This is a genomic window from Tautonia plasticadhaerens (assembly GCF_007752535.1).
GTDB lineage: Bacteria > Planctomycetota > Planctomycetia > Isosphaerales > Isosphaeraceae > Tautonia > Tautonia plasticadhaerens.
The window spans coordinates 5381768-5401229 of sequence record NZ_CP036426.1 but is presented as its reverse complement, the minus strand read 5'-3'; the positions used below and the strand labels follow the sequence as shown (position 1 = coordinate 5401229).

The window sequence follows — 19462 nt, the reverse complement described above, 5'->3', positions numbered from 1 at the left end:
GGGTCGATCGGCCTGCGTCCGTCCGCCCGCCCGGCCTCGGGTTCGTCGAGCCGCCCGATCGGGCTCGACCGAGGTCCATCGTCCGAGCAAGAACCCGGTCCCGCCGAGTCGGAGGAGGCTTGTCCGCGATGAGCGCCGCTGTCCTCGACCGCCCGACCCTGGTCCTGAACCGGAACTGGCAGCCGGTGAACGTGGCCTCGGTCTCCAGGGCGCTGGTGATGCTGTGGAACGAGTCGGCCCGCGTCGTCGACCCCGACGATTTCCGACTCTACGACTGGGCCGACTGGGCCCGGCTGAAACCCAGGGACGACGAGCCGTTCATCCAGGCCGTCACGTTCCGGATGCGCGTGCCGGAGGTCGTCACCCTGACCCATTACGACCGCTTCCGCGAGTCGACGGTGACCTTCAGCCGCCGCAACATCTTCAAGCGCGACCACTCGACCTGCCAGTACTGCGGCGACCGGCCCGGCTCCTCGGAGCTGACGATCGACCACGTGCTGCCCCGGGCCCAGGGGGGCGTCTCCACCTGGGAGAACTGCGTGCTGGCCTGCGTGGGCTGCAATTCCCGCAAGGCCAACCGCACCCCGGAGCAGGCGCACATGAGGCTCCGCAAGAAGCCGGTCCGGCCGGAGTGGAAGCCCATGTACGCCTATTCCACCATGCGGATCGAGAGCTGGTCCCGGTTCATCAGCGAGGCGTACTGGAACGTCGCCCTCGACGAGGGGGAGTGACCGGGACGGGTGCGGGGGGGGTGCTCGCTCCCCCCGGCCGCCCTCGCGCGATATGCTGGGGGGGTCAAATCCGCTCGACTCCGCACCCCCCTCGGATGCCCGGCACGCGATGCGATACCTTGTCACCGGAGGCGCCGGGTTCATCGGCAGCCACCTCTGCGAGCGCCTGCTCGACGACGGCCACGAGGTGCTGGCGCTCGACGACCTGAGCACCGGCCGCTTCTCCAACGTCGCCCCCCTGGAAGGGCGGCCGGGGTTCGAGCTGCGGGTGGCCAGCGTCACCGACCCGGGCGTGGTCGAGCGCTGCGTGCTGGAGTGCTCGGCCGTCTTCCACCTGGCCAGCGCCGTGGGCGTGCGGCTGGTGGTGGACGAGCCGGTGAAGACGATCGAGACGATCGTCAACGGCACCGACACGATCCTCCGCTGCTGCGCCCGGTATCGCCGGCCGATGCTGCTGACCTCCACCAGCGAGGTCTACGGCAAGAGCGACCGCATCCCCTTCCGGGAAGACGACGACGTGGTGCTCGGCCCGACCACCACCCGGCGCTGGGCATACGCCGGGGCGAAGATGCTCGACGAGTTCCTCGCCCTGGCCCACTGGCACGAGGCGAGGCTGCCGGTGGTGGTGGCCCGGCTGTTCAACACCGTCGGCCCCAGGCAGACCGGCCGGTACGGCATGGTCGTCCCCCGGTTCGTCAGGCAGGGGATGGCCGGCGAGCCGATCACGGTCTACGGCGACGGGACCCAGACGCGGTGCTTCGCCCACGTGCTGGACGTGGTCGATGCGCTGGTCCGGCTGATCCACCACCCGGGCGCCCGGGGCGAGGTCTTCAACGTCGGCAACGGCGAGGAGGTCTCGATCATGCAGCTGGCCGAGCGCGTCCGCGCGCTGACCGGCGGCCGGAGCGACATCCGGACCATCCCGTATGACGAGGCGTACACGTCCGGATTCGAGGACATGGTCCGCCGGGTCCCGTGCCTGGACAAGATCCGCCGGCTGATCGGCTACGAGCCGACCCGGGGGCTGGGCCGGATCCTCTCGGACGTGCTGGCCGAGGGGGAGGGCGCCTCGGCCGGCTGACCCCCCCGTCGGGCGGACCGTCCGGGGGGGGATGGCCGGGGGAGGCGGCCCGGGAGGGCTCATCCCCTCCGGCGTCGGGCAAGGGCGTAGCCGCCGAAGCCGAGGGCGCCGATCCCGGCCAGGACGAGCGTCGAGGGCTCGGGGACGGCCTGGATCGACGAGGTGGGATCGAACCCCGAGTAGTAGGGGGAGTGCGTCTCCCCCTTGCTGAGCAGGCTCTTGACGAAGATCGAGCCGTCGGTGGACGTGCTGCCCTTGGTCAGGTGGGCCCTGGGGGCCAGGATCGCCCCGCTGAAGTTCTTGTGCAGGTCGATCGACGTGGCGTCCGAGAAGTTCCAGAGCGTCTTGGCCAGGACTCCCTGAGTGTTCCATTCGCCGTTGAACTGGCCGTGATTGTGAAGGATGGTCGTGCCGGAGACGTTGAGGATGATGGACGTGGCGTCGGCATAACTCCCGGCGATGGAGTAGCCGTTCTGGTAGGCGTTATTGCTGAAGATCGACCCATCGACGCTGAAGACGGCCCGGCCCAGGGTGTCGATCTCGCCGACGGTGAAGGTCAGCTGGCCGTTGTTCGTCAGGACAACCGTGTTCGAGGCGCCCGCCGAGAGGGACTTGAACGCCGCCGAGGCGTCGGCCATCTGCGTCGCGATCGACGAGGCCAGCGCGGGCAGGCCCGAACCCAGAACCTTGTCCCCGCCGTTCATCAGGACCAGGTCGCTCCCCTGGCCGAAGCTGCTCACCACCAGATCCTTGCCGCCGTTGACCTGGATGTTGCTCCCCGAGATCGAGCCGACCACGGTCAGGCCGGTCGTCCCCGAGAAGGAATGGTCCGAGAAGACGGCGCCATTCGCGGTCAGGTTGCCGCCGACGAACGTGTTGTAGTTGACGTGGGAGTTCATCTCCATGTCGCCCGTCGTCACCAGGTTGTAGCTGGTGAGCAGCCCCGCCCGGGCCTGGGAGGGGGGCGAAATCCCGGCGGCCGAGAGGACCAGGCCGGTGACCAGGGCCAGTCGCGAGCGCGTCATCAAGCGTCTTCCCATCGATTGCAGACCTGGCCCGTCTCGCCGGGCCGATGCCGCCAGGTGCCCAGGCCGATCCGCCTCGGGGCACCCGGCCTCCGTCGATGGGGAATCCTACGACGAGGCCGCCGCACCTCAATGCAATGTTGCAAAAATGCACGAACGTCTCTGTTCGTCCCGGCATCGCGTCGGGATTGGCAACCCGGCAAGGGAAACATGGCGGAATATCACGCCGGATCTCGCTCGTTCGCCGCGAGGCGCCCTACCCGGCGACGACGAAGTTGACGAACTTGCCGGGCCGGATGATCGCCTTCTTGACCTGCTTGCCGTCGAGCTGGGCGGCGACCTTCTCGTCGGCCCGGGCGAGGGCCTCCAGCGCGGCCTCGTCGGCGTCGGCGGGGGCGAGGATGCGGCCCTTGAGCTTGCCGTTGATCTGGACCGGGATCTCGACCTCGTCGTCGACGAGCAGGGCGGGGTCGAAGGTCGGCCAGGGTTCGTAGGCCAGCGTCCCGTCGTGGCCGAGGACCTGCCAGAGTTCCTCGGCGAGGTGCGGGGCCATCGGCGAGAGCAGCAGGGTGAACGTCTCCATCGCCGCCTTCGGCCGGACCTCCCGGGAGGTGAAGGCGTTGACGAACTCCATGAGCTTGCTGATGGCGGTGTTGAACCGCATGGCCTCGAGGTCGTCGGTGACGCCGGCCACGGTGCGGGCGACGACCTTGGCGGCCTCGTCGTCGAGCGGGGCGTCCCGGACCTGGGGGGCGAGCGTCACCTCGTCGGCCCGGTCGTCGACGACCATCCGCCAGGCGCGGCCGAGGAACCGGTAGACTCCCTCGACCCCCTTCATGCTCCAGGGCTTGGTGGCTTCGAGGGGTCCCATGAACATCTCATAGAGCCTGAGGCTGTCGGCGCCGTATTCGCCGATGACCTCGTCGGGGTTGATGACGTTGCCCCGGCTCTTGGACATCTTGTGCGCCCGGGCGTCGACCCGGATCGACTCGTCCTCGACGAGGACGAAGCCCTCGCCCTTCTTGGTGACGCGGTCCTCGGCGAGCTTGACCGGTTGGACGGGGCGCCCCTGCGTCCCCTCCCGGGCCTCGAAGCCGCCGCCCTCCTGCTCCCTGACCGTCGAGGAGGAGACCCAGCGGTCCTGCTCGTCCCGGTACGCGGTGTATTCGGTCTCGCCGAGGATCATCCCCTGGTTGACGAGCCTCTGGAAGGGCTCTGCCGTGGAGACGAGGCCGCGGTCGAAGAGGACCTTGTGCCAGAACCGGGAATAGAGCAGGTGGAGCACCGCGTGCTCGGCGCCGCCGACGTAGAGGTCGACCGGCATCCAGTAGCGTTCCTTCTCCGGGCCCCAGGGGCGTTCGCTGTTCTTCGGGTCGATGTAGCGGAGGTAGTACCAGCACGAGCCGGCCCACTGGGGCATCGTGTTGGTCTCTCGGATGTAGGCGTCTGAATAATTCACCCAGTCGGATGCCTTGGCGAGCGGGGGCTCGGGCCGGCCGGAGGAGGAGGGCTTGAAGTCGTCCATCTCGGGGAGGCGGACGGGCAGCTCCGACTCGTCGACGGCCCGGTGGCGCTCGTCCCGGTCGAGGAGGATCGGGAAGGGCTCCCCCCAGTAGCGCTGGCGGGAGAAGAGCCAGTCGCGGAGCTTGTAGTTGACGGTCTTCTTGCCGAGGCCGTTCCGGGCGAGCCATTTGATGATGCGGGCCTTGGCGTCGGCCGTGGCCTTGCCGTCGAGGGCGAGCTCGGGGTTGCTGGAGTTGATCGAGACGCCCTCCCCGGGGAAAGCCTCGGCGAAGGCACCGGGATCTTTCTGGTAGAGGTTGCGGAATTGGGATCGGTCGTGCTCGGGGGCTTGGACCTCGCCCCGATGGGCAACCAGCCACTCGTCGGGGGGCTGGACGACCGCCCGGATGGGGATGCCGAAGGTCCTGGCGAACTCGAAGTCGCGCTCGTCGTGGGCGGGGACGGCCATGATGGCGCCGGTGCCGTAGCCCATGAGCACGTAATCGGCGATCCAGACGGGCACGGGCTCGCCGTTGGCGGGGTTGACGGCGAAGCCGCCGGTGGAAACGCCGGACTTGGTCTTGGCGAGGTCGGTGCGGTCCAGGTCGCTCTTGCCGGCGGCCTGGCGGCGGTACTCGGCCACGGCCTCGGCCCGGTCGGGCGTGGTGAGGCGGTCGACCAGGGGGTGCTCGGGGGCGAGCACCATGTAGGTGGCGCCGAAGAGGGTGTCGGGGCGGGTGGTGTAGACCCGGATCACGTCGTCGGGGGCCGTCTCGGGCCAGCCGGAGGACTGCCGGGCCTGCCGCCAGTTGTCGAAGTCGTGTTCGCGCTTGATCTTGAAGTCGACCTCGGCCCCCTCGGAGCGGCCGACCCAGTTGCGCTGCATGTCCTTGATGGCGCGGGGCCAGTCGACGAATTCGAGATCCTCGATGAGCCGGTCGCCGTAGGAGGTGATCCGGAGCATCCACTGCTTCAGGGGCATCCGGACGACGGGGTGGTTGCCGCGCTCGGACTTGCCGTCGATGACCTCCTCGTTCGCCAGCACGGTGCCCAGCTCGGGGCACCAGTTGACGGGGACCTCGGCGCGGTAGGCGAGGCGTCGGGCGTCGCGATACGAGTCCGGGTCGGGGCAGTCCTCGGGGACGGGGAGTTCGGCGATCGGCCGGCCCTTGCCGCGCCGGGTGCGGCCCTCGGCGTCGGTCCACGCGAACGCCGGGTCATACCAGGTGTCGTAGAGCTTGAGGAAGATCCACTGGGTCCACCGGTAGTAGTCGGGGTCGGTGGTGTCGACCTCCCGTGACCAGTCGTAGGAGAAGCCGAGGGCCTTGATCTGGCGCCGGAAGGTGTCGATGTTCTTCTGGGTGGTGACCGCAGGGTGGGTGCCGGTCTGGATGGCGTACTGCTCGGCGGGCAGGCCGAAGGCGTCCCAGCCCATCGGGTGCAGGACGTTGAAGCCCCGGTTGCGCTTGAAGCGGCAGAGGATGTCGGTGGCGGTGTAGCCCTCGGGGTGGCCGACGTGCAGGCCGGCGCCGGAGGGGTACGGGAACATGTCGAGGATGTAGAGCTTGGGCCGGTCGGGGACGAGGTCGGCGACCCGGAACGTCTGGTGCGCGTCCCAGTACTGCTGCCACTTCGTCTCGATGCGCTGGGGGTGGTAGGCCGGCATCGACCTCGGTCTCCTGGGCGATCACACGGTCGGGAAGAAAACGTCGGCCCCGGTCGGGTCGTGCGGGTCGTGCGGGACGGGCCGGTCGTCGGGGCGGGGGGGGCGGGTCGGACCCATTAGCATACCGACGCCCCCACCCGGATGCCAGCGAGGCCGGGGCGGCCCGGACCGGCTGGGGCGGTCGTGCGGGTCGCGACGGACGGATCGTCCGCCGAATTGCAGGACTTACACGGGCCCCCGGCCGGTCCGGGCGGGGACTTGAGCCGTTCTCCGGGAAATCGGCCCGCCTCGCCCGGCCACTCGTCCCATCGGGGTGTAGACTTGAGGCGAATCCGAGGATCCCGGCGCGCCGGGGTCCGATCGCTCGGCACCGCCCTTGCTTTGACCCACACCGACCCCGCATCGCGGTACGAATCGAGCCCCGAGTGGAGACGTCTCATGGACGCCCGATGGAAGACCCCCCGGACGAGGACGCTGGCCCGGCTGATGGTCGTCGGCCTGATGGTCGTCATGGCCGGCACGTCCGGCTGCAAGCACCGGCGATCGGCCCTGCGGCCGGTCTTCGTCGACCCCGAGCCGGTCCTGATCGACCCCAGCCCCTCGTCGGCCACGGTGATCCCGACTGACCCGGGATCCTATGATTACGACTATGACGTGTCGTCCCCGGCCCCGGGGTACGAGGACACCTACGGCACCTACGTGTCGCCGCCGGCCGGCCCCGCCCCGGCGGGGGAGCCGGAGTTGAACCTCTCGCCGCTGCCGGAGGAGGAGCCCCTGCCCGAGCCGACGCCGAGCGCGGTGGAGCCGCTCCCCTCGGACGTCGGCGACCCGCCCCGGATCGACGTCGGCCCGCCGATGAGCCGGAAGGCCCCGAGCCGGGACGCCAACGCCCGGCTCGCCAGCTCCCGGTCGGAACTGCGGGCCCGCGTGCAGGCGATGGCCGACGACCCGATCGACCTGGTCCAGCCGCCCAAGGCCGACCGGCCCTGGCGGTACGTGGTGCTGCATCATAGCGCCTCCCCCAGCGGGGGCTACGCCCAGATCGACCGCCAGCACCGGGACCGGGCGGGACTGGACGGGTGCAGCTACCACTTCGTCATCGGCAACGGCACCGACAGCCCCGACGGGACGATCGAGGTGACCCGCCGCTGGTCCGACCAGCGGGCCGGCGCCCACTGCCGGGACGCCAAGCACCCGAGCGTCAACGAGTACGGCATCGGCATCTGCCTGGTGGGGAACCTCGACGAGGCCGCCCCCACGCCGAAGCAGGTCGAGGCCGCCCGGGCCCTGGTGGCGTACCTGCAGGACCGCTACGCGATCCCCGGGGACCGCGTCGGCACCCACGACGCCGCCTCGAACACCCCGACCGCCTGCCCGGGCGACCGCTTCCCGACCGAGCAGATCCTCGGCCGGCCGAGCCTGGCCTCGGCCCGATGAGGCCCGACCGCCGGGGGACCGACGCGAGGCGAGCAGACGGCGAACGGATCATGGATGATGAAAGAATCCCGATGAGTTGAGAAATCGTTCCGATGCGGGGGACGATGGCCGGGGTCGCCCGGCCGGATCGACTCGGACGAACGAACGGACGAACGCACGGGCCGGGCCGATCCGGGGGGATCGGCCCGGCCCGTTTCGCGTCAATCGGCCGCGTGACGCGGCGATCAACTCAGGCGAGGCGGGGCCGACGGGAGCGACGCCACCGCAGGCCGGCCAGGCCGGCCAGGCCGAGGCCGACCAGGACGGCGGAGCCGGGCTCGGGGACGGTGGCGAAGTCGAACCGGAAGTCGCCCGAGCCGAGCAACGGCGAGCCGGCGTTCACATCGATGAGCCGGAACGTGGCGGAGAGCCCCGTCCGGGCCGCGACGCCGAGGTCGGTGAAGAATTGCAACGGGCCGGTGAACGAATCGCCCGCGCCGAGCGTCAGCCGGTCGCCGACCCCGGTGGCGACCTCCGACCCGTCGCCGAAGGTCGCGTTGAGGCCCTCGGACAGTTCCACCACCTCCAGGGCGACCATCGCGCCGTCCAGCGGCAAATCGCTCCAGCGCCCGGCCGAGCTATTGTAAAGGACCTCCTCCTCGGAGCCGACCGGGGCGTCGGCCAGGGTGTGGATCGAGGCGACCCGGAGGTCGCTGTATTCGCTCGCCGGGTCGGCGTTGTGGTAGCGGACGCTGACGAACCGCCCGGCCATGGCGCCGAAGCCCTCGGCCAGGGTGATCCGGCCGCCGACGTACGACTCGGGGAGCTGATTCGGTCCGCCCCCGAAGCGGCCGATGCTGTGGAAGTGGTTGCCGTGGTTGAACAGGAAGGTCAGCCGGTCGAAGTTCGGATTGGTGACGCCCCCCGAGAGTTCCTGCTGGGAATCCCGGGCGACGTAGTAGCCGACGGACTCGGCCCGGCAGGCCCCGGCCGAGGTCACCAGGAGCAGGGCGGCCGTCGCGGCAACGGATCGGAAACGATTCATCGGAGCAGACTCCTACGCAAGCGCACCCGGCCCGTCGGCGACGCGCCGACGGCGGCCCGGGGGCGTGGTCGAGGGGATCGCCGGGCGCACCGCGACCGGGGCCGGGGGTGATGTCACCCCCGACGGGCGCGCGGCCGGAGCGATCCGGGATTCGAGGGCCGGGACCGGCGCGGACGCCGTGCCCCGTCGGGACGGGTCGTCGGCGGCGATCGGGGACGGGCGGCGGTCCCCGCTCCCGAGGCGATGGACGCCCTCGGGGCGGGAGACGCGCGGCGCATCCGACCGTCGGTCGACGGACCGGGGTCCGGGTTCAGGCCCCGGGACCGGGGACGTGGTTGCGGCCCGGCGGGAGGCGGACCCCCGACCGGATCGACATCATCGACGTCGACGCTCGCCTCGGGGGACCGGGACGAGGGCCGTCATGTCATGGGCCTGCCGGGGGCCCGGGTCGGGCCGGAGTGCGGCAGGGGGCGCGGGACGGGACCGGCCCGCGTCAAGCGAGCGGCGGTGCCCGGGGGAGCAGGCAGGAGGGGAGGTCGAGGCGTCGGGCCTCATCCGAATGGGCCTCGACGGGGCCGAACGCGGGGGCCGGCCGGTCGACCGAGGCGACCGGGGCGGGCGCCTGGGCCTGGGAGTGGAGCGCGCAGATCGGGCAGGAATCGTCCCGATCGGGGAGGCCGCCGGGGTCGTGCCCGGCCTCGTGGCCGCACGGCGAGAGCAGGTGCACGCCGGGGCCCGCCAGGACGAACGTCCCGGCCAGCGCCATCGAGCACCAGATCAAGAGCCGTTGCAGCCGAGGCATGGTGCGGCGAGTCTCGTGGGGGGGTTCCCGGCCCCGGCGCGAGGCCGGGGGCCGGGCCTGATCGTGCCGGGTATTGCACCAGCGCGGGGCGGCGGAGTCAAGCGGGTCGCGGCGATCGCCGCGTCATCGGCCGAAATCGTCACGCGATCGAAATCAGCTCATGTTCCGCCGAACATCCCCCCGGCGTGGCGGCCCCGGGCCGATTCAGCGGGAGGGGAGCAGCCGGCCGCCGAACTGGCGGAAGGCGGGCGTGACGCGGCCCTGTCGAAGCTCGCCCAGGGCGTCGGAGGCGAGGTCGCGGAGGTCGCCCTCGGTGAGGCCGGCGGCGAGGCTGCCGAGGTAGAGGGCCAGGGCGTCCTCGAGGGCGCCGATCACGGGATCGGGGACGCGGAAGGAGCGGCCGATCGCCCACCGGAGTTGCGGGGCGATCAACGCCGTGAGCGCGGCGGCGGCGGCACCGGCGAGGGGGATCGAGGGATCCCGGGAGTGGTCGTCCCGGGCCACCTGCTGGGCGACCCAGTACCCGGCGAGGACCCGGGGGAGCAAGCCCGGGAGGCTGCTGCGGCTGGGGGCGAAGGGGAGCTTGTCCACGACCAGCTCGGCCATCGCGGCCAGGGCCAGCGCCTCCCGGCCGGGCCCCCGCCTGGACGCGGAGACCAGGGCGGGGCCGAGCGCCGATCGCAGGCCGGTGACGCCCGCCAGCAGCATCGCCCGGCCAAAGGTCGTCTCGTTAGGATGATTCATCGGTGATTCTCCGTCGATTCGAGGAGGGGACGCGGGACGGCCGGAGCGTCGGCGTCACGCCCCCGTCTTCGGCGGAGGTCGATGCAAATCCGGGGCCCGACCGCACCTCGGGGCGGGGGGCGGACGGGACGTGGACCGGCCCCCGGCCCGAGGCCCCGGCCCCCCGGGGGCGTCAGATCCCCTCGGCCGCCCGACGGGGCCGGGGGACGTCGCCCCGGCCGCCGTCGCTAGGGGCCATGGGCGGGCCGGAGTGTTGAAGCCGGTCCTCGGTGCCGAGGGCCTCGGACGCGTCCTGGAACTCCTCGGTCGAGACGTGGCCGTCGCCGTCGGCGTCGAGGATGCCCTTCATCTGGTAGTACATGGGCAGGCGCCTCATCCCCCTCCACCCCGGGTTGAAGTGGTGGGGGGGCGGGGCGAGCGCGAGCGACCCCTTCGCGGATTGGTGCTCCCGCTCGACGAAGCTGCCGGCCACGATCATGCCGAGTAGCGTGGAGACGAACATCACGGCGGTGAGCCGGGTCGCCCCGTCCTCCCTCGACCGGCAGAGCCAGGCCCCCAGGGGGGCCGCCGCCCCGGCGATGACCAGGGCGACGATCATCGAGGCGAACAGTTCCTCGACGGTGCGGTCCAGGATCAGGCGAGACACGCCGGCGGTCCAGTTCTCCATCGAGCATCCTCCTTGGGTGATGCAATCACGGTCGGCTCGTTCCCAACTCGGCGACATCGGGGGCGGCGATGCCCGATGTTTTCGGGGGCCGTCGGGCGGCCCCGGGACGAGAGCGGCCGATTCCCCCCCGGGCCGGACTCCTGATAGAGTGGGCACGGCCGGGCCTCGGGCCGTCGTCGGGGGGCCGATCGGTCAGGGGGCCCCGGGACGACGACCGAGGAGGACGCCGATGCCAGCGACACCCCGCGACGGCCGGCCGACCCGCCGGGCGTTCGTCCGGGCCGTCGGCGCCTCCGGGCTGGGGGCGGCCGCCATGCCGCGGATCGGCGTCCCGTCGACCGGGACGAGGCCCGAGTCCCGGGGGCGGTCCGGCGGGGTCGTCCCGATGTCGCCGGAACCGGCCGACTCGGCGGTCGCCCGGCTGTTCGGCACGCTGACGACCGACCAGCGCGAGGCCATCTGCTTCCCCCACGACCACCCGCTCCGTTCCCGCGTCGAGCACAACTGGGCGATCGTTGGGCCGACGATCGGCGACCTGGAGGGCGCGCAGCGGGAGCTTTGCCGGGAGATCCTGCGGGGGATCACCTCCGAGGACGGCTTCGACCGCTTCATGAGGCAGATGGGCGACGACTCCGGCGGCTTCGAGGCCTACCACGTCGCCCTCTTCGGCACGCCGGGCACCGTCACGCCCTTCGAGTGGGTCCTGACCGGCCGGCACGTCACCCTGAGGGCCGACGGCGACCGGTCCGGGGGGTGGCCTTTCGGCGGGCCGATCTTCTACGGCCACGCCCCGGCACCGGTCGTCGAGGTCGGGGGCCGCTCCCGGAACGTCTGGTGGGATCAGGCGGAGCGGGCCGACGCGCTCTTCCGGTCATTGGACGGCGACCGGCGAGCCCGGGCCCTCGCCGAATCCCCCCTGGCCCCCGGCCCGGGGGGGGAGCGGGGGATCCGCGTCGGGGACCTCGACGGCCGGCAGAAGCGGATGGTCCTCGGGCTGATCGGGGCCATGCTTTCCCCCTTCAGCGAGGCGAGTCGGGCGGGGGTGCTGGCCCTCCTGGACTCCGCAGGGGGGATCGACCCACTCCGGTTGACCGATTACGGGGGCGGCGGGGCAGCCGGGGGCCGCATCCGGGACGTCTGGAAGGTCGAGGGCCCGGCCTTCTCCTGGCACTTCCACGGCACGCCCCACGTGCACGCGTGGGTCGATTTCGCCGGGCAGGCGCCGGGCGGCCGAGCCTGACCCGGGGCCGCACGGACCCTCCCGAAGCCCCCCGGACCGGTCCGGGGGGTCAGGCCTGCTCGGCCTCGTCCTCGGTGTGCCTCCGGACCAGGCCCATGCTCAGGCCCCCGCCGAAGAAGGCGAGGCCGGTGAGCAGGCAGCCGGCGGCGAGGTAGGTCCAGAAAGAGTGCTCCGGCTCGTTCCGGGAGAGGAAGGCGAGCCAGAGGCCGCTCCAGATCGTCAGCAGCGAGCCGGCCGTGACGCCGGAAAGCGCCGTGCCGGCCCAGGAAGCCTCGGGATCGTTCGAGAGGGTCGGCATCGTCGGGCGCTCCGGGTCCGTGGTTGGGGTCGTTTGGGGGTCTCATCGGGGGGCGGGCGGCCCAGGGGGCCGCCGTCGGTGCCCGGCTCAGGCGGTGTGACCGGTCCGGTCGGGTGTAGAGACGGCGACCCGATCGGCCGGCTCGTCCCGATCCCGGGCGGCCCGGCCGATCCGGCCGGAGAGCAGCCCGATGGCGATCAGGTCGAGCCCCGAGAGCAGCAGGCCCGCGGCGAAGAAGGCCATCAACTCCCGCTCGGGCGGGTTGCGGAAGAGGTAGAACGACCAGACGCCGCCCCAGATCGCCAGGATGACGCCCAGGCCGAGCAGCCAGAGCGCGATGCTCGCGACTTTCTCGCCGACGTCGGAATTGACCCGTTTGATGCGCATGCCTCGTCCCTCCGCCTCCCGGACAAGACGGGCGGACGCGCCCGTCGGATCGATGGGCGAGGATTGAAGCAATCGGCGTGCCGAACGCGGGGGGAGGGGGCTATTCGCTGACGGCCGACCGGCCGACGATGTCGTCGGCATAGGTGTTGATGCGAGCGATGACGTCGACCACCTCCGCCTCCCCGACCCCCCGGGCGCGGAGGGTCTCCAGGAAGTGCTGGGTGAAGCGGTTGAAGTGGCGGGCGGTGATGCCCCGGCCCTGGTGCGCGTGGGAGAGGGCGAGGCCGGAGTAGCCCAGCGGGCCATCCAGGGCGGCGCCGAGGAATTCGAGCTGCATGCGGCGGAGGGAGTCCATCGAGGCGTGCCGGAAGAACGGCCCCAGCTCCGGGTCGTCGAGGACCCGGGCGTAGAACTCGTCGAGGATCCGGGCCATCGCCGGCTCGCCGCCGATCCGCTCGAAGAGGGTCGCTTCGTCTCCCATCCGGGCCGCCTCCGGTCGATCGATGCCGCCTCGCCTCGCGCCGGGGGGTGTCGGGGGTGCCCCGGCCTCGTCCGCCCGCCGATGGGTCGATTCTACGCGAGGGGCGGGGATCCGCAACCGGCCGTCACCGCTCGGAACGGACTTTGCGGGCGGGTCGGGGGGGGCCGCACGGGCGTGCGGCCCGGACGGACACGCATCACCAACGACCGGGAGGAACACCCATGGGCTTGTTCACGAGCAAGGAACTGAATTCGATGGAAGACCTGGTCTGCGACCAGCTCGGCGACCTGTACGACGCCGAGCAGCGCCTGACCAAGGCCCTGCCCAAGATGGCCAACGCCGCGCACGACGCCAAGCTCAAGGCGGGGATCGAGGCGCACCTGAGGGAGACCGAGGGGCAGGTCACCCGGCTGGAGCAGGCCTTCAAGGCGATGGGCAAGGAGCCCAAGGCCGTCACCTGCAACGCCATCAAGGGCCTGATCTCCGAGGGCGAGGAGGTCATCGACGCCAAGGGCGACCCCGACGTCAAGGACGCCGCCCTGATCGCCGCCGCGCAGCGGGTGGAGCACTACGAGATCGCCGCGTACGGCAGCGCCCGGAACTTCGCCCTGCGGCACGGCAACCAGACCGTCGCCCGGCTGCTCCAAGAGACCCTGGACGAGGAGAAGGCCACCGACGCCAAGCTGACCGAGCTGGCCGAGTCCTCGATCAACGTCAAGGCCGCCCACTGATCGGCCGGCGTCGATCCGGGCGGGGGCGGCGTGCGGGGCGATCGCCCGGCCGCCTCCCCCCGGCTCAGGCCCCGCCCCCGGCCGATCCGGGCCCGGGGGCCCGGCCGAGGAACGCCAGGACCCGGCCGATGACCGCCTCGCGCTCGACGTCGAGGGCGAGCAGGTGGTCCGACCGGTCGAGCCAGACCAGCTCCCGTTCAACCTCGGGCGTGCCGAGGTGGTCGAACAGCCAGCGGGCCCCCGCCGGGTCGACGACCGAGTCGAAGCGGGACTGGATGATGAGGGTCGGCGCCGTGACGGAGCCCGCCTCGGCCCGGACCAGCCGGATCAGCTCGACGGCGCTTCGGGCGGCGTCGAGGCTGAAGGTCCGGAAGGGGATCGAGCGCTCCAGCTCGTCCCGGACGACGCGGTCGGTGACGGCCGACCTCCGCCGGGGGACCCGGCGGACGACCCGGCCGAGGGTGAGCAGATAGTGCTCGGGGCGGACGCCGTAGTACCACCGGTGTCGGACCGCCAGGAACGGCGCCATCAGCGCCATCCGGTCGACCGGCCTCGACGCGGCCAGATGCAGCGCCAGCGTCCCCCCGGTGGAGAAGCCGACCACGGCGACCCGGCCGTGGGCCTCTCGGAGCCGGTCGAAGGCCGAGCCGACGACCCCGAACCATTGCCGCCAGGTGGACCGGGGCATGTGGGGCCCCGGCCCCTCGTGGCCGGGATAGACGGGGGCCTCGACGGCGAGGCCGGACGCCTCCAGGGCCCGGAGGAGCGGCCCGGCCTCGTAGGGGCCGCCGCCGAGGCCGTGGAGCACGAGGCAGGCGGCGGGGGGGGGATCGGCCGGGTGCGGGGGATCAGGCGGCTCGGCCATCTCGGGCTCGCCATCGGGAGAGGAAGGCGCGGTAGTCCTCCGGGGTGTCGATGCCCGCGGGGGCGTGGGGCACGACCCCCACGGCGATCGGCTCGCCGGCCTCGAGGACCCGGAGCTGTTCCAGCCGCTCGGCCAGCTCCAGGGGGGAGGGGGGGAGCGTGGCGAGCCGGAGGAGGAACTCCCGGCGGTAGGCGTAGAGGCCGAGGTGGAGGAAGCCGAGCGGGCCGGTCGACGGGTCGGGCTCGCCGTCCCGGTGGCAGGGGATCGGGCGTCGGGAGAAATAGAGGGCGCGGCCGGTCGGGGAGCGGACGACCTTGACGCAGGAGGGGTCGAGGTAGGTCTCGCGGTCCCGGATCGGCGTGCAGATGGTCGCCATCGGGGAGGAGGGGTCGGCGTCGAGCAAATCGACGACGAGGTCGAGGGCCTCGGGCTCGATCTCGGGCTCGTCCCCCTGGAGGTTGACGACGATCCGGCACTCGGGGAGCCGGGCGGCGACCTCGGCGACCCGGTCGGTGCCGCTGGGGTGGTCGTCCCGGGTGAGGACGGCCTCGCCACCCAGGCGGCGGACGGCGTCGAGGATCCGGGGATCGTCGGTGGCGACGATCACGCGGTCGATCCTGCGGGAGCGCCCGGCGGCCTCGACCACGTGCTGGATCAGCGGCCGGCCCGTCTCGCGGAGCAGCGGCTTGCCCGGCAACCGGCTGGACGCATACCGGGCGGGGATGATGGCGACGACCGGGCCCCGACGGTCGGCGGGGCCGTCTCGATGCGGCCGGGCGGCGTCCTCGGCGGCGGGTCGGGCGTCGGCAGGCATCGGGTCACCTCGCCTTCCGTGGCGGTCGAGGGCGGGCGAAGCCCTCGAGGTCGGGGGCGCGGCAGAATCGGCCCGCCGGGTGGGAGGCAGGGTATCGGCCGGGCGGGGGGGCGTCAAGGGAGGTTAGATCGAGCGACCCCGATGCGTCTCGGCCGCGAGGCGGCCGGGAGAGGCGCACGATTTGCCGCCGACGGGGCGGACGGGGCCGCGGCCGGGCGGCCGTCGGGTCCCGGGCCGGGGAGGGCCTGCGGGGGTGGGCCGGCACGTGGGGTCGTCGGGGTCCGACGGGCGGTAGGGGTTTGGAGACCCATCGACCAGTTTACAATCGGGTACAAGGCAATCTTTCAATCAGGTCCCGGACGATAACCTTCCCCGGGCGGAGACGGCCCGGGCCGACCGTGGGGCGACGGGAGGCGAGGGCCGGATTGTGAGGGATCATCCCGGGCGGGGGGACACGCCCGGGATGCGACGGATGAGGGGCGGATCGGACGGGGCGGTCGCGCGGGTAAGGGCCGGGGAGTTTCCCGGCGGGGCGTGAAGGCCGGCGACGAGGCCGGCCGATTCGATGGGGCAGCGAGGGATCGTCGGATCGGGCTAAGGGCCGTGAGGCCGGCCCGGCGACCGGCGATCGGGACGGCCCGGGGCAATCCCGGGCGGACCAGGCGGGGCCAGGACGGGCCCCGCCGCCGGACGATCGGGTCGGTCGGCCCGATCGGGCCGCAGGATGCGAGGCACGCCGCGACCACCGCGACCGGCCCCGACGACGGGCCGACGCGGTCGCCCGCCCCCCGAGTCCCCCCGATCGGCGACGGCGCGCCCGCCCCGGACCGAACCCCTCGCGACCCCGACGCATCGCCCCGCGTCGGCCTCGAGGGCCCGAGGCGTCTCGCGACGGCACGGCCGGTCGGTCCGTCGCGGCCGCCCGAGAGCCCAGTCCCATGATGCGCAACCGACCCCCCCGGCATCCGAGCCGCCCCGGCGTCGAGGCCTTCGAGTCGCGATGCCTGCTCAGCACGGCCTCGACCGGGGGAGGGGCCGTCGTCGGTCCGGCCGCCGAGTTGGAGCCGATCCTGGCCGAGTCGCCGCCGGCCCTCGTCGCCTCGTCCTCGGCGGCGACGACCGCGCAGGACGCCATCATCGGGGCCTCCGAGGCCCGGGCCCGCTTCGGCGTGACCGGCGCCGGGCTGACCGCGGCGGTGATCGACACGGGGGTCGACTACGACCACCCGGCCTTCGGCGGCGGCTTCGGCGACGGCCGGGTCGTGCTCGCCGGCCACGACTTCGGGGACGGCGACGCCGACCCGAGGGCCTCGCAGTCGGCGCACGGGACGGCCGTGGCCGGCATTATCGCCTCCCGGGACGAGCAGGCGCTCGGCGTGGCCCCCGGGGCCGAGGTCGCCGCGCTCCGGGTCTTCGGCGACGACGGCCGGGGCAGCTTCGAGGCGATCGCCGACGCGCTTCAATGGGTCATCACCAATCACGAGCGCTACAAGATCAGCGTCGTGAACCTGTCGATCTCCGACGGCAAGAACTACCTGACGGCCCCCTCGCTGTTCGCCGGCCCGGTGGTGACCCGGATCATCGACCTGATCGACGCGCTGGAGGGGCTGAAGATCCCCGTGGTCACGGCGGCGGGGAACAGCTACTCGGGCCAGCAGGGGATGGGGTTCACGGCGATCGTGGACAACACGATCAGCGTGACCGGCTCCGACGGGGCCGACGCGATCGCGGCCGACGCCCAGCGGCTCGGCCGGGCCGCCGGGGGGAAGTCGGCCACCGACCTGCTCGCCCCGGGCCGGCAGGTGGTGGGGCCCTGGGTGGGCACCTCGTTCGCCCCGCTGGACGGGACGAGCTTCGCCGCCCCGCTGGTGACGGGCTCGGTGCTGCTGCTCCAGGAATTGTACCTGAAGCGGTTCGGCACCCTGCCGAGCGTCGACCAGCTGGAAGGCTGGCTGCGGGACTCGGCCGTGCCGGTGCGGGACGCGGCCTCGGGGATCACGATCGGCCGGCTCGACCTCCCCGCCGCGGCGGAGCGGGTGCCGTCCCCCCCGGCCCCGAAGCCGACCCCGACGCCCCCCCCAGTCGTCGTCACGCCCACTCCGCCCCCGGGGGGGGGCGGGACCACCACCCCGCCGAGCCAGGGGGGGCAGGTCGACCGCCCTTCGGTGCCGGTGGCGGAGCCGCCGGTCGGGTCGGGAGGATCGGGGTCGGGCGGATCGGGATCGACGGGGGGCGGTTCGGCGCCGTCCGAGCCCCCGGCGACGCCGGGAGGGCAGGGGCCTTCGGCCGGCGACCCGGGCTCGGGTTCGGGGCCGGTCGCCCCACCCTCGGGGGGGTCGCCGGAGGAACCGGCGTCGGAGGCTCCCGCGTCCGAGGTGCCGACGCAGGGGGAGGCCCCGGCCACCCCGGCGCCGACCGAGCCGGAGGCCTCCCCGCCGCCGCCCTCCTCGCCCGGGCCGATCGCCTCGCCGCCCTCGCCGGGCGCGGGGGAGGACCAGCCCCCAGAGGGGCCCGCCTCCCCTGAGCCCTCGCCCGTACCGCCGCTTGGCGCCGACCTCGAACCCGCCACCCCGGCCGACGCGCCCAGCGGCGACGAGCCGCCGACGGGGCCGGACGCCCCGGTCGTGCCGCCCGTCTCGCCCGAGGTCGTCGACGAGTTATTCGATGACGAGTCGGCCCCTGTCGACCTCGACGATCCGTCGGCCGAGGAGGCCCCGGCCGCCCCGATCGGGGAATCGGAGGCGGGGCCGGGTGCGTCGCCCTCCCCGCTCGACCTGCTGTTCGGCCGGGGGGGCTCGGCCCCGACCCTCGGGGTCCGGGCCTGGAGCCTCGGCACGCCGGGCACCCCGGCGCTCTGGAGCCGGGCCCAGTTCCTGAGGACCTCCCGTGCCACGGCGGCCGCCCGGCTCCGCGCCCGCCCCGAGCCGACCCGGGCGTTCCCGGCCGCCTCGTCCCGCCTGATCTCGGTCCTGGAGGCGAGACGGTCGATGCGTTGAGCATCCCGGGGCCGCCGGTTAGAATCCGTTGCCAAACCTTCGAGGGACCGCGCCGGGCGTCGTCGAGACGCCGGCGGGGTCCCTCGCTCGGTTCCCGGGCCTCGGGCACCCGACCGAACGGCGGCCCGAGGGATCCCGAACCGTCCCCTCGACGCGAACACCCGAGCGACGAGCAACCCCCCCAGGAGGCACCCGGACGTGGAGCACCGAACCGCTTTGATCACCGGCGCGGGCAGCGGCATGGGCCGCGCGATCGCCGAGGACCTGGCCGGGGCCGGCCTGAGGGTGGCCCTCGTCGGCCGGGACCGGGGGAAGCTGGAGGACGTGGTGAAGGGGCTGGGGGGCGAGGCGGCGGGGAGGTGCCGGGTCGAGCCCTGCGACGTGGCCGACCGGGCGGCGGTGGCGGGGATGGTCGAGCGGGTGCTGGACGACTTCGGCGGCGTCGACATCCTCGTCTGCAACGCGGGGATCAACATCCCGAGGCGGTCGCTGGAGGAGCTGGACCCGGGCGACTGGGACAGCCTCATCGCCACGAACCTGACCGGCGCGTTCAACCTCGTCCACTTCGTGCTGCCGTCGATGCGCAGGCATAAGCGGGGGCTGATCGTCCAGATCGCCTCGATCGCGGGCATCCGGGCCAGCGTGCTGGGGGGCTCGGCGTACTCGGCGTCGAAGTTCGGCCAGAACGCGCTGGCCTGGTGCATCGGCCGCGAAGAGGGGAAGTACGGGATCCGGTCGACGGCGATCCACCCCGGCGAGGTCGAGACGCCGATCCTCGACCGTCGGCCCGTGCCGGTGTCGGCCGAGCGGAGGGCACAGATCCTCCAACCGGAGGACGTGGCCGCCGCCGTCCGGTTCCTGGCCGAGCTGCCGGCGAGGGCCCACGTGCCGGAGCTGGTCATCAAGCCGACGGTGGACGACTTCGCCTGATCTTCGGCCGATCGGGCCGGCGGGCGTCGAGGACGCCCCG

General features: G+C 72.9%; 18 protein-coding genes. 7 read left to right on the top strand and 11 right to left on the bottom strand.

What is annotated here, in order from left to right:
* The first annotated feature begins 128 nt into the window (after positions 1–128).
* Both ElP_RS21655 and ElP_RS21650 read left to right on the top strand, forming a co-directional pair.
* Entirely contained in the window at positions 129–731 is a 603-nt protein-coding gene (locus tag ElP_RS21655; RefSeq protein ID WP_145272883.1) for an HNH endonuclease, read from the top strand.
* 109 nt (positions 732–840) lie between these two features.
* The gene (locus ElP_RS21650; RefSeq protein WP_145272880.1) at positions 841–1812 is read left to right on the top strand and encodes an NAD-dependent epimerase/dehydratase family protein; all 972 of its coding nucleotides are present in this window, start codon (positions 841–843) and stop codon (positions 1810–1812) included.
* Positions 1813–1871: 59 nt separating this feature from the next.
* Here ElP_RS21650 and ElP_RS21645 read toward each other — a convergent pair whose 3' ends face one another.
* Together ElP_RS21645 and leuS are read right to left on the bottom strand one after the other, a co-directional pair.
* Entirely contained in the window at positions 1872–2837 is a 966-nt protein-coding gene (locus ElP_RS21645) for a collagen-binding domain-containing protein (RefSeq protein ID WP_197446267.1), read from the bottom strand.
* A gap of 256 nt (positions 2838–3093) precedes the next feature.
* A complete protein-coding gene (leuS, locus tag ElP_RS21640) occupies positions 3094–6006 on the bottom strand; it encodes a leucine--tRNA ligase (protein ID WP_145272874.1) in 2913 nt (970 codons plus the stop codon).
* Between the two features lie 438 nt (positions 6007–6444).
* Between leuS and ElP_RS21635 the strand changes: the two genes are divergently transcribed.
* Positions 6445–7443, top strand: a complete 999-nt coding sequence (locus ElP_RS21635) for a peptidoglycan recognition protein family protein (protein WP_197446266.1) — start codon at positions 6445–6447, stop codon at positions 7441–7443.
* A gap of 229 nt (positions 7444–7672) precedes the next feature.
* Here the strand turns inward: ElP_RS21635 and ElP_RS21630 are convergent, their stop codons facing one another.
* From ElP_RS21630 to ElP_RS21615, 4 genes are all read right to left on the bottom strand, one after another.
* Positions 7673–8467, bottom strand: coding sequence for an all3515 family Zur-repressed PEP-CTERM protein (locus ElP_RS21630; RefSeq protein ID WP_145272868.1), 795 nt, complete (start codon positions 8465–8467; stop codon positions 7673–7675).
* A gap of 493 nt (positions 8468–8960) precedes the next feature.
* A complete protein-coding gene (locus tag ElP_RS21625) occupies positions 8961–9269 on the bottom strand; it encodes a hypothetical protein (RefSeq protein WP_145272865.1) in 309 nt (102 codons plus the stop codon).
* 204 nt (positions 9270–9473) lie between these two features.
* Complete coding sequence (locus tag ElP_RS21620) at positions 9474–10013, bottom strand: hypothetical protein (protein ID WP_145272862.1); 540 nt, start codon at positions 10011–10013, stop codon at positions 9474–9476.
* A 172-nt stretch (positions 10014–10185) separates the two neighbouring features.
* A complete protein-coding gene (locus ElP_RS21615) occupies positions 10186–10680 on the bottom strand; it encodes a hypothetical protein (protein WP_145272859.1) in 495 nt (164 codons plus the stop codon).
* Between the two features lie 229 nt (positions 10681–10909).
* On the opposite strand from ElP_RS21615, the gene ElP_RS21610 reads away from it, so the two are divergent.
* Positions 10910–11920: a DUF3500 domain-containing protein gene (locus ElP_RS21610; protein WP_145272856.1), complete on the top strand. Its 1011-nt coding sequence runs from the start codon at positions 10910–10912 to the stop codon at positions 11918–11920.
* Positions 11921–11969: 49 nt separating this feature from the next.
* On the opposite strand, the gene ElP_RS21605 is transcribed toward ElP_RS21610, so the two are convergent.
* The 3 genes from ElP_RS21605 to ElP_RS21595 all read right to left on the bottom strand — a co-directional run bounded on the left by ElP_RS21605 (position 11970) and on the right by ElP_RS21595 (position 13086).
* The gene (locus ElP_RS21605; RefSeq protein WP_145272854.1) at positions 11970–12218 is read right to left on the bottom strand and encodes a hypothetical protein; all 249 of its coding nucleotides are present in this window, start codon (positions 12216–12218) and stop codon (positions 11970–11972) included.
* An 87-nt stretch (positions 12219–12305) separates the two neighbouring features.
* Positions 12306–12605, bottom strand: coding sequence for a hypothetical protein (locus ElP_RS21600; RefSeq protein WP_145272851.1), 300 nt, complete (start codon positions 12603–12605; stop codon positions 12306–12308).
* A 100-nt stretch (positions 12606–12705) separates the two neighbouring features.
* Complete coding sequence (locus ElP_RS21595) at positions 12706–13086, bottom strand: group I truncated hemoglobin (RefSeq protein WP_145272848.1); 381 nt, start codon at positions 13084–13086, stop codon at positions 12706–12708.
* 221 nt (positions 13087–13307) lie between these two features.
* Between ElP_RS21595 and ElP_RS21590 the strand changes: the two genes are divergently transcribed.
* Positions 13308–13817 (top strand): YciE/YciF ferroxidase family protein, encoded by a 510-nt coding sequence (locus tag ElP_RS21590; RefSeq protein ID WP_145272845.1) that lies wholly within the window; start codon positions 13308–13310, stop codon positions 13815–13817.
* Between the two features lie 64 nt (positions 13818–13881).
* On the opposite strand, the gene ElP_RS21585 is transcribed toward ElP_RS21590, so the two are convergent.
* Positions 13882–14682 (bottom strand): alpha/beta hydrolase, encoded by an 801-nt coding sequence (locus ElP_RS21585; protein WP_145272842.1) that lies wholly within the window; start codon positions 14680–14682, stop codon positions 13882–13884.
* Entirely contained in the window at positions 14666–15496 is an 831-nt protein-coding gene (gene kdsB / locus ElP_RS21580; RefSeq protein WP_145272839.1) for a 3-deoxy-manno-octulosonate cytidylyltransferase, read from the bottom strand. The genes ElP_RS21585 and kdsB overlap by 17 nt, the downstream gene beginning before the upstream one ends.
* Positions 15497–16434: 938 nt before the next feature.
* Here kdsB and ElP_RS40740 point away from each other — a divergent pair.
* Positions 16435–18492 (top strand): S8 family serine peptidase, encoded by a 2058-nt coding sequence (locus ElP_RS40740; protein WP_145272837.1) that lies wholly within the window; start codon positions 16435–16437, stop codon positions 18490–18492.
* Positions 18493–18690: 198 nt separating this feature from the next.
* Positions 18691–19422 carry an SDR family oxidoreductase gene (locus ElP_RS21570; protein WP_231749205.1) on the top strand — a complete coding sequence of 244 codons (732 nt, stop codon included), beginning with the start codon at positions 18691–18693 and terminating at the stop codon, positions 19420–19422.
* Positions 19423–19462 lie beyond the last annotated feature (40 nt).

What these genes read in the sequence shown, in the direction of transcription:
- ElP_RS21655 (WP_145272883.1), top strand. Translation starts at nt 129, where the DNA reads ATGAGCGCCGCTGTCCTCGACCGCCCGACCCTGGTCCTGAACCGGAAC.
- kdsB (WP_145272839.1), bottom strand. Translation starts at nt 15,496, where the DNA reads ATGCCTGCCGACGCCCGACCCGCCGCCGAGGACGCCGCCCGGCCGCAT.
- ElP_RS21600 (WP_145272851.1), bottom strand. Translation starts at nt 12,605, where the DNA reads ATGCGCATCAAACGGGTCAATTCCGACGTCGGCGAGAAAGTCGCGAGC.
- ElP_RS21650 (WP_145272880.1), top strand. Translation starts at nt 841, where the DNA reads ATGCGATACCTTGTCACCGGAGGCGCCGGGTTCATCGGCAGCCACCTC.
- ElP_RS21635 (WP_197446266.1), top strand. Translation starts at nt 6,445, where the DNA reads ATGGACGCCCGATGGAAGACCCCCCGGACGAGGACGCTGGCCCGGCTG.
- ElP_RS21630 (WP_145272868.1), bottom strand. Translation starts at nt 8,467, where the DNA reads ATGAATCGTTTCCGATCCGTTGCCGCGACGGCCGCCCTGCTCCTGGTG.
- ElP_RS21615 (WP_145272859.1), bottom strand. Translation starts at nt 10,680, where the DNA reads ATGGAGAACTGGACCGCCGGCGTGTCTCGCCTGATCCTGGACCGCACC.
- ElP_RS21645 (WP_197446267.1), bottom strand. Translation starts at nt 2,837, where the DNA reads ATGACGCGCTCGCGACTGGCCCTGGTCACCGGCCTGGTCCTCTCGGCC.
- ElP_RS21610 (WP_145272856.1), top strand. Translation starts at nt 10,910, where the DNA reads ATGCCAGCGACACCCCGCGACGGCCGGCCGACCCGCCGGGCGTTCGTC.
- ElP_RS21625 (WP_145272865.1), bottom strand. Translation starts at nt 9,269, where the DNA reads ATGCCTCGGCTGCAACGGCTCTTGATCTGGTGCTCGATGGCGCTGGCC.
- ElP_RS21590 (WP_145272845.1), top strand. Translation starts at nt 13,308, where the DNA reads ATGGGCTTGTTCACGAGCAAGGAACTGAATTCGATGGAAGACCTGGTC.
- ElP_RS21595 (WP_145272848.1), bottom strand. Translation starts at nt 13,086, where the DNA reads ATGGGAGACGAAGCGACCCTCTTCGAGCGGATCGGCGGCGAGCCGGCG.
- ElP_RS21605 (WP_145272854.1), bottom strand. Translation starts at nt 12,218, where the DNA reads ATGCCGACCCTCTCGAACGATCCCGAGGCTTCCTGGGCCGGCACGGCG.
- leuS (WP_145272874.1), bottom strand. Translation starts at nt 6,006, where the DNA reads ATGCCGGCCTACCACCCCCAGCGCATCGAGACGAAGTGGCAGCAGTAC.
- ElP_RS21585 (WP_145272842.1), bottom strand. Translation starts at nt 14,682, where the DNA reads ATGGCCGAGCCGCCTGATCCCCCGCACCCGGCCGATCCCCCCCCCGCC.
- ElP_RS40740 (WP_145272837.1), top strand. Translation starts at nt 16,435, where the DNA reads ATGATGCGCAACCGACCCCCCCGGCATCCGAGCCGCCCCGGCGTCGAG.
- ElP_RS21620 (WP_145272862.1), bottom strand. Translation starts at nt 10,013, where the DNA reads ATGAATCATCCTAACGAGACGACCTTTGGCCGGGCGATGCTGCTGGCG.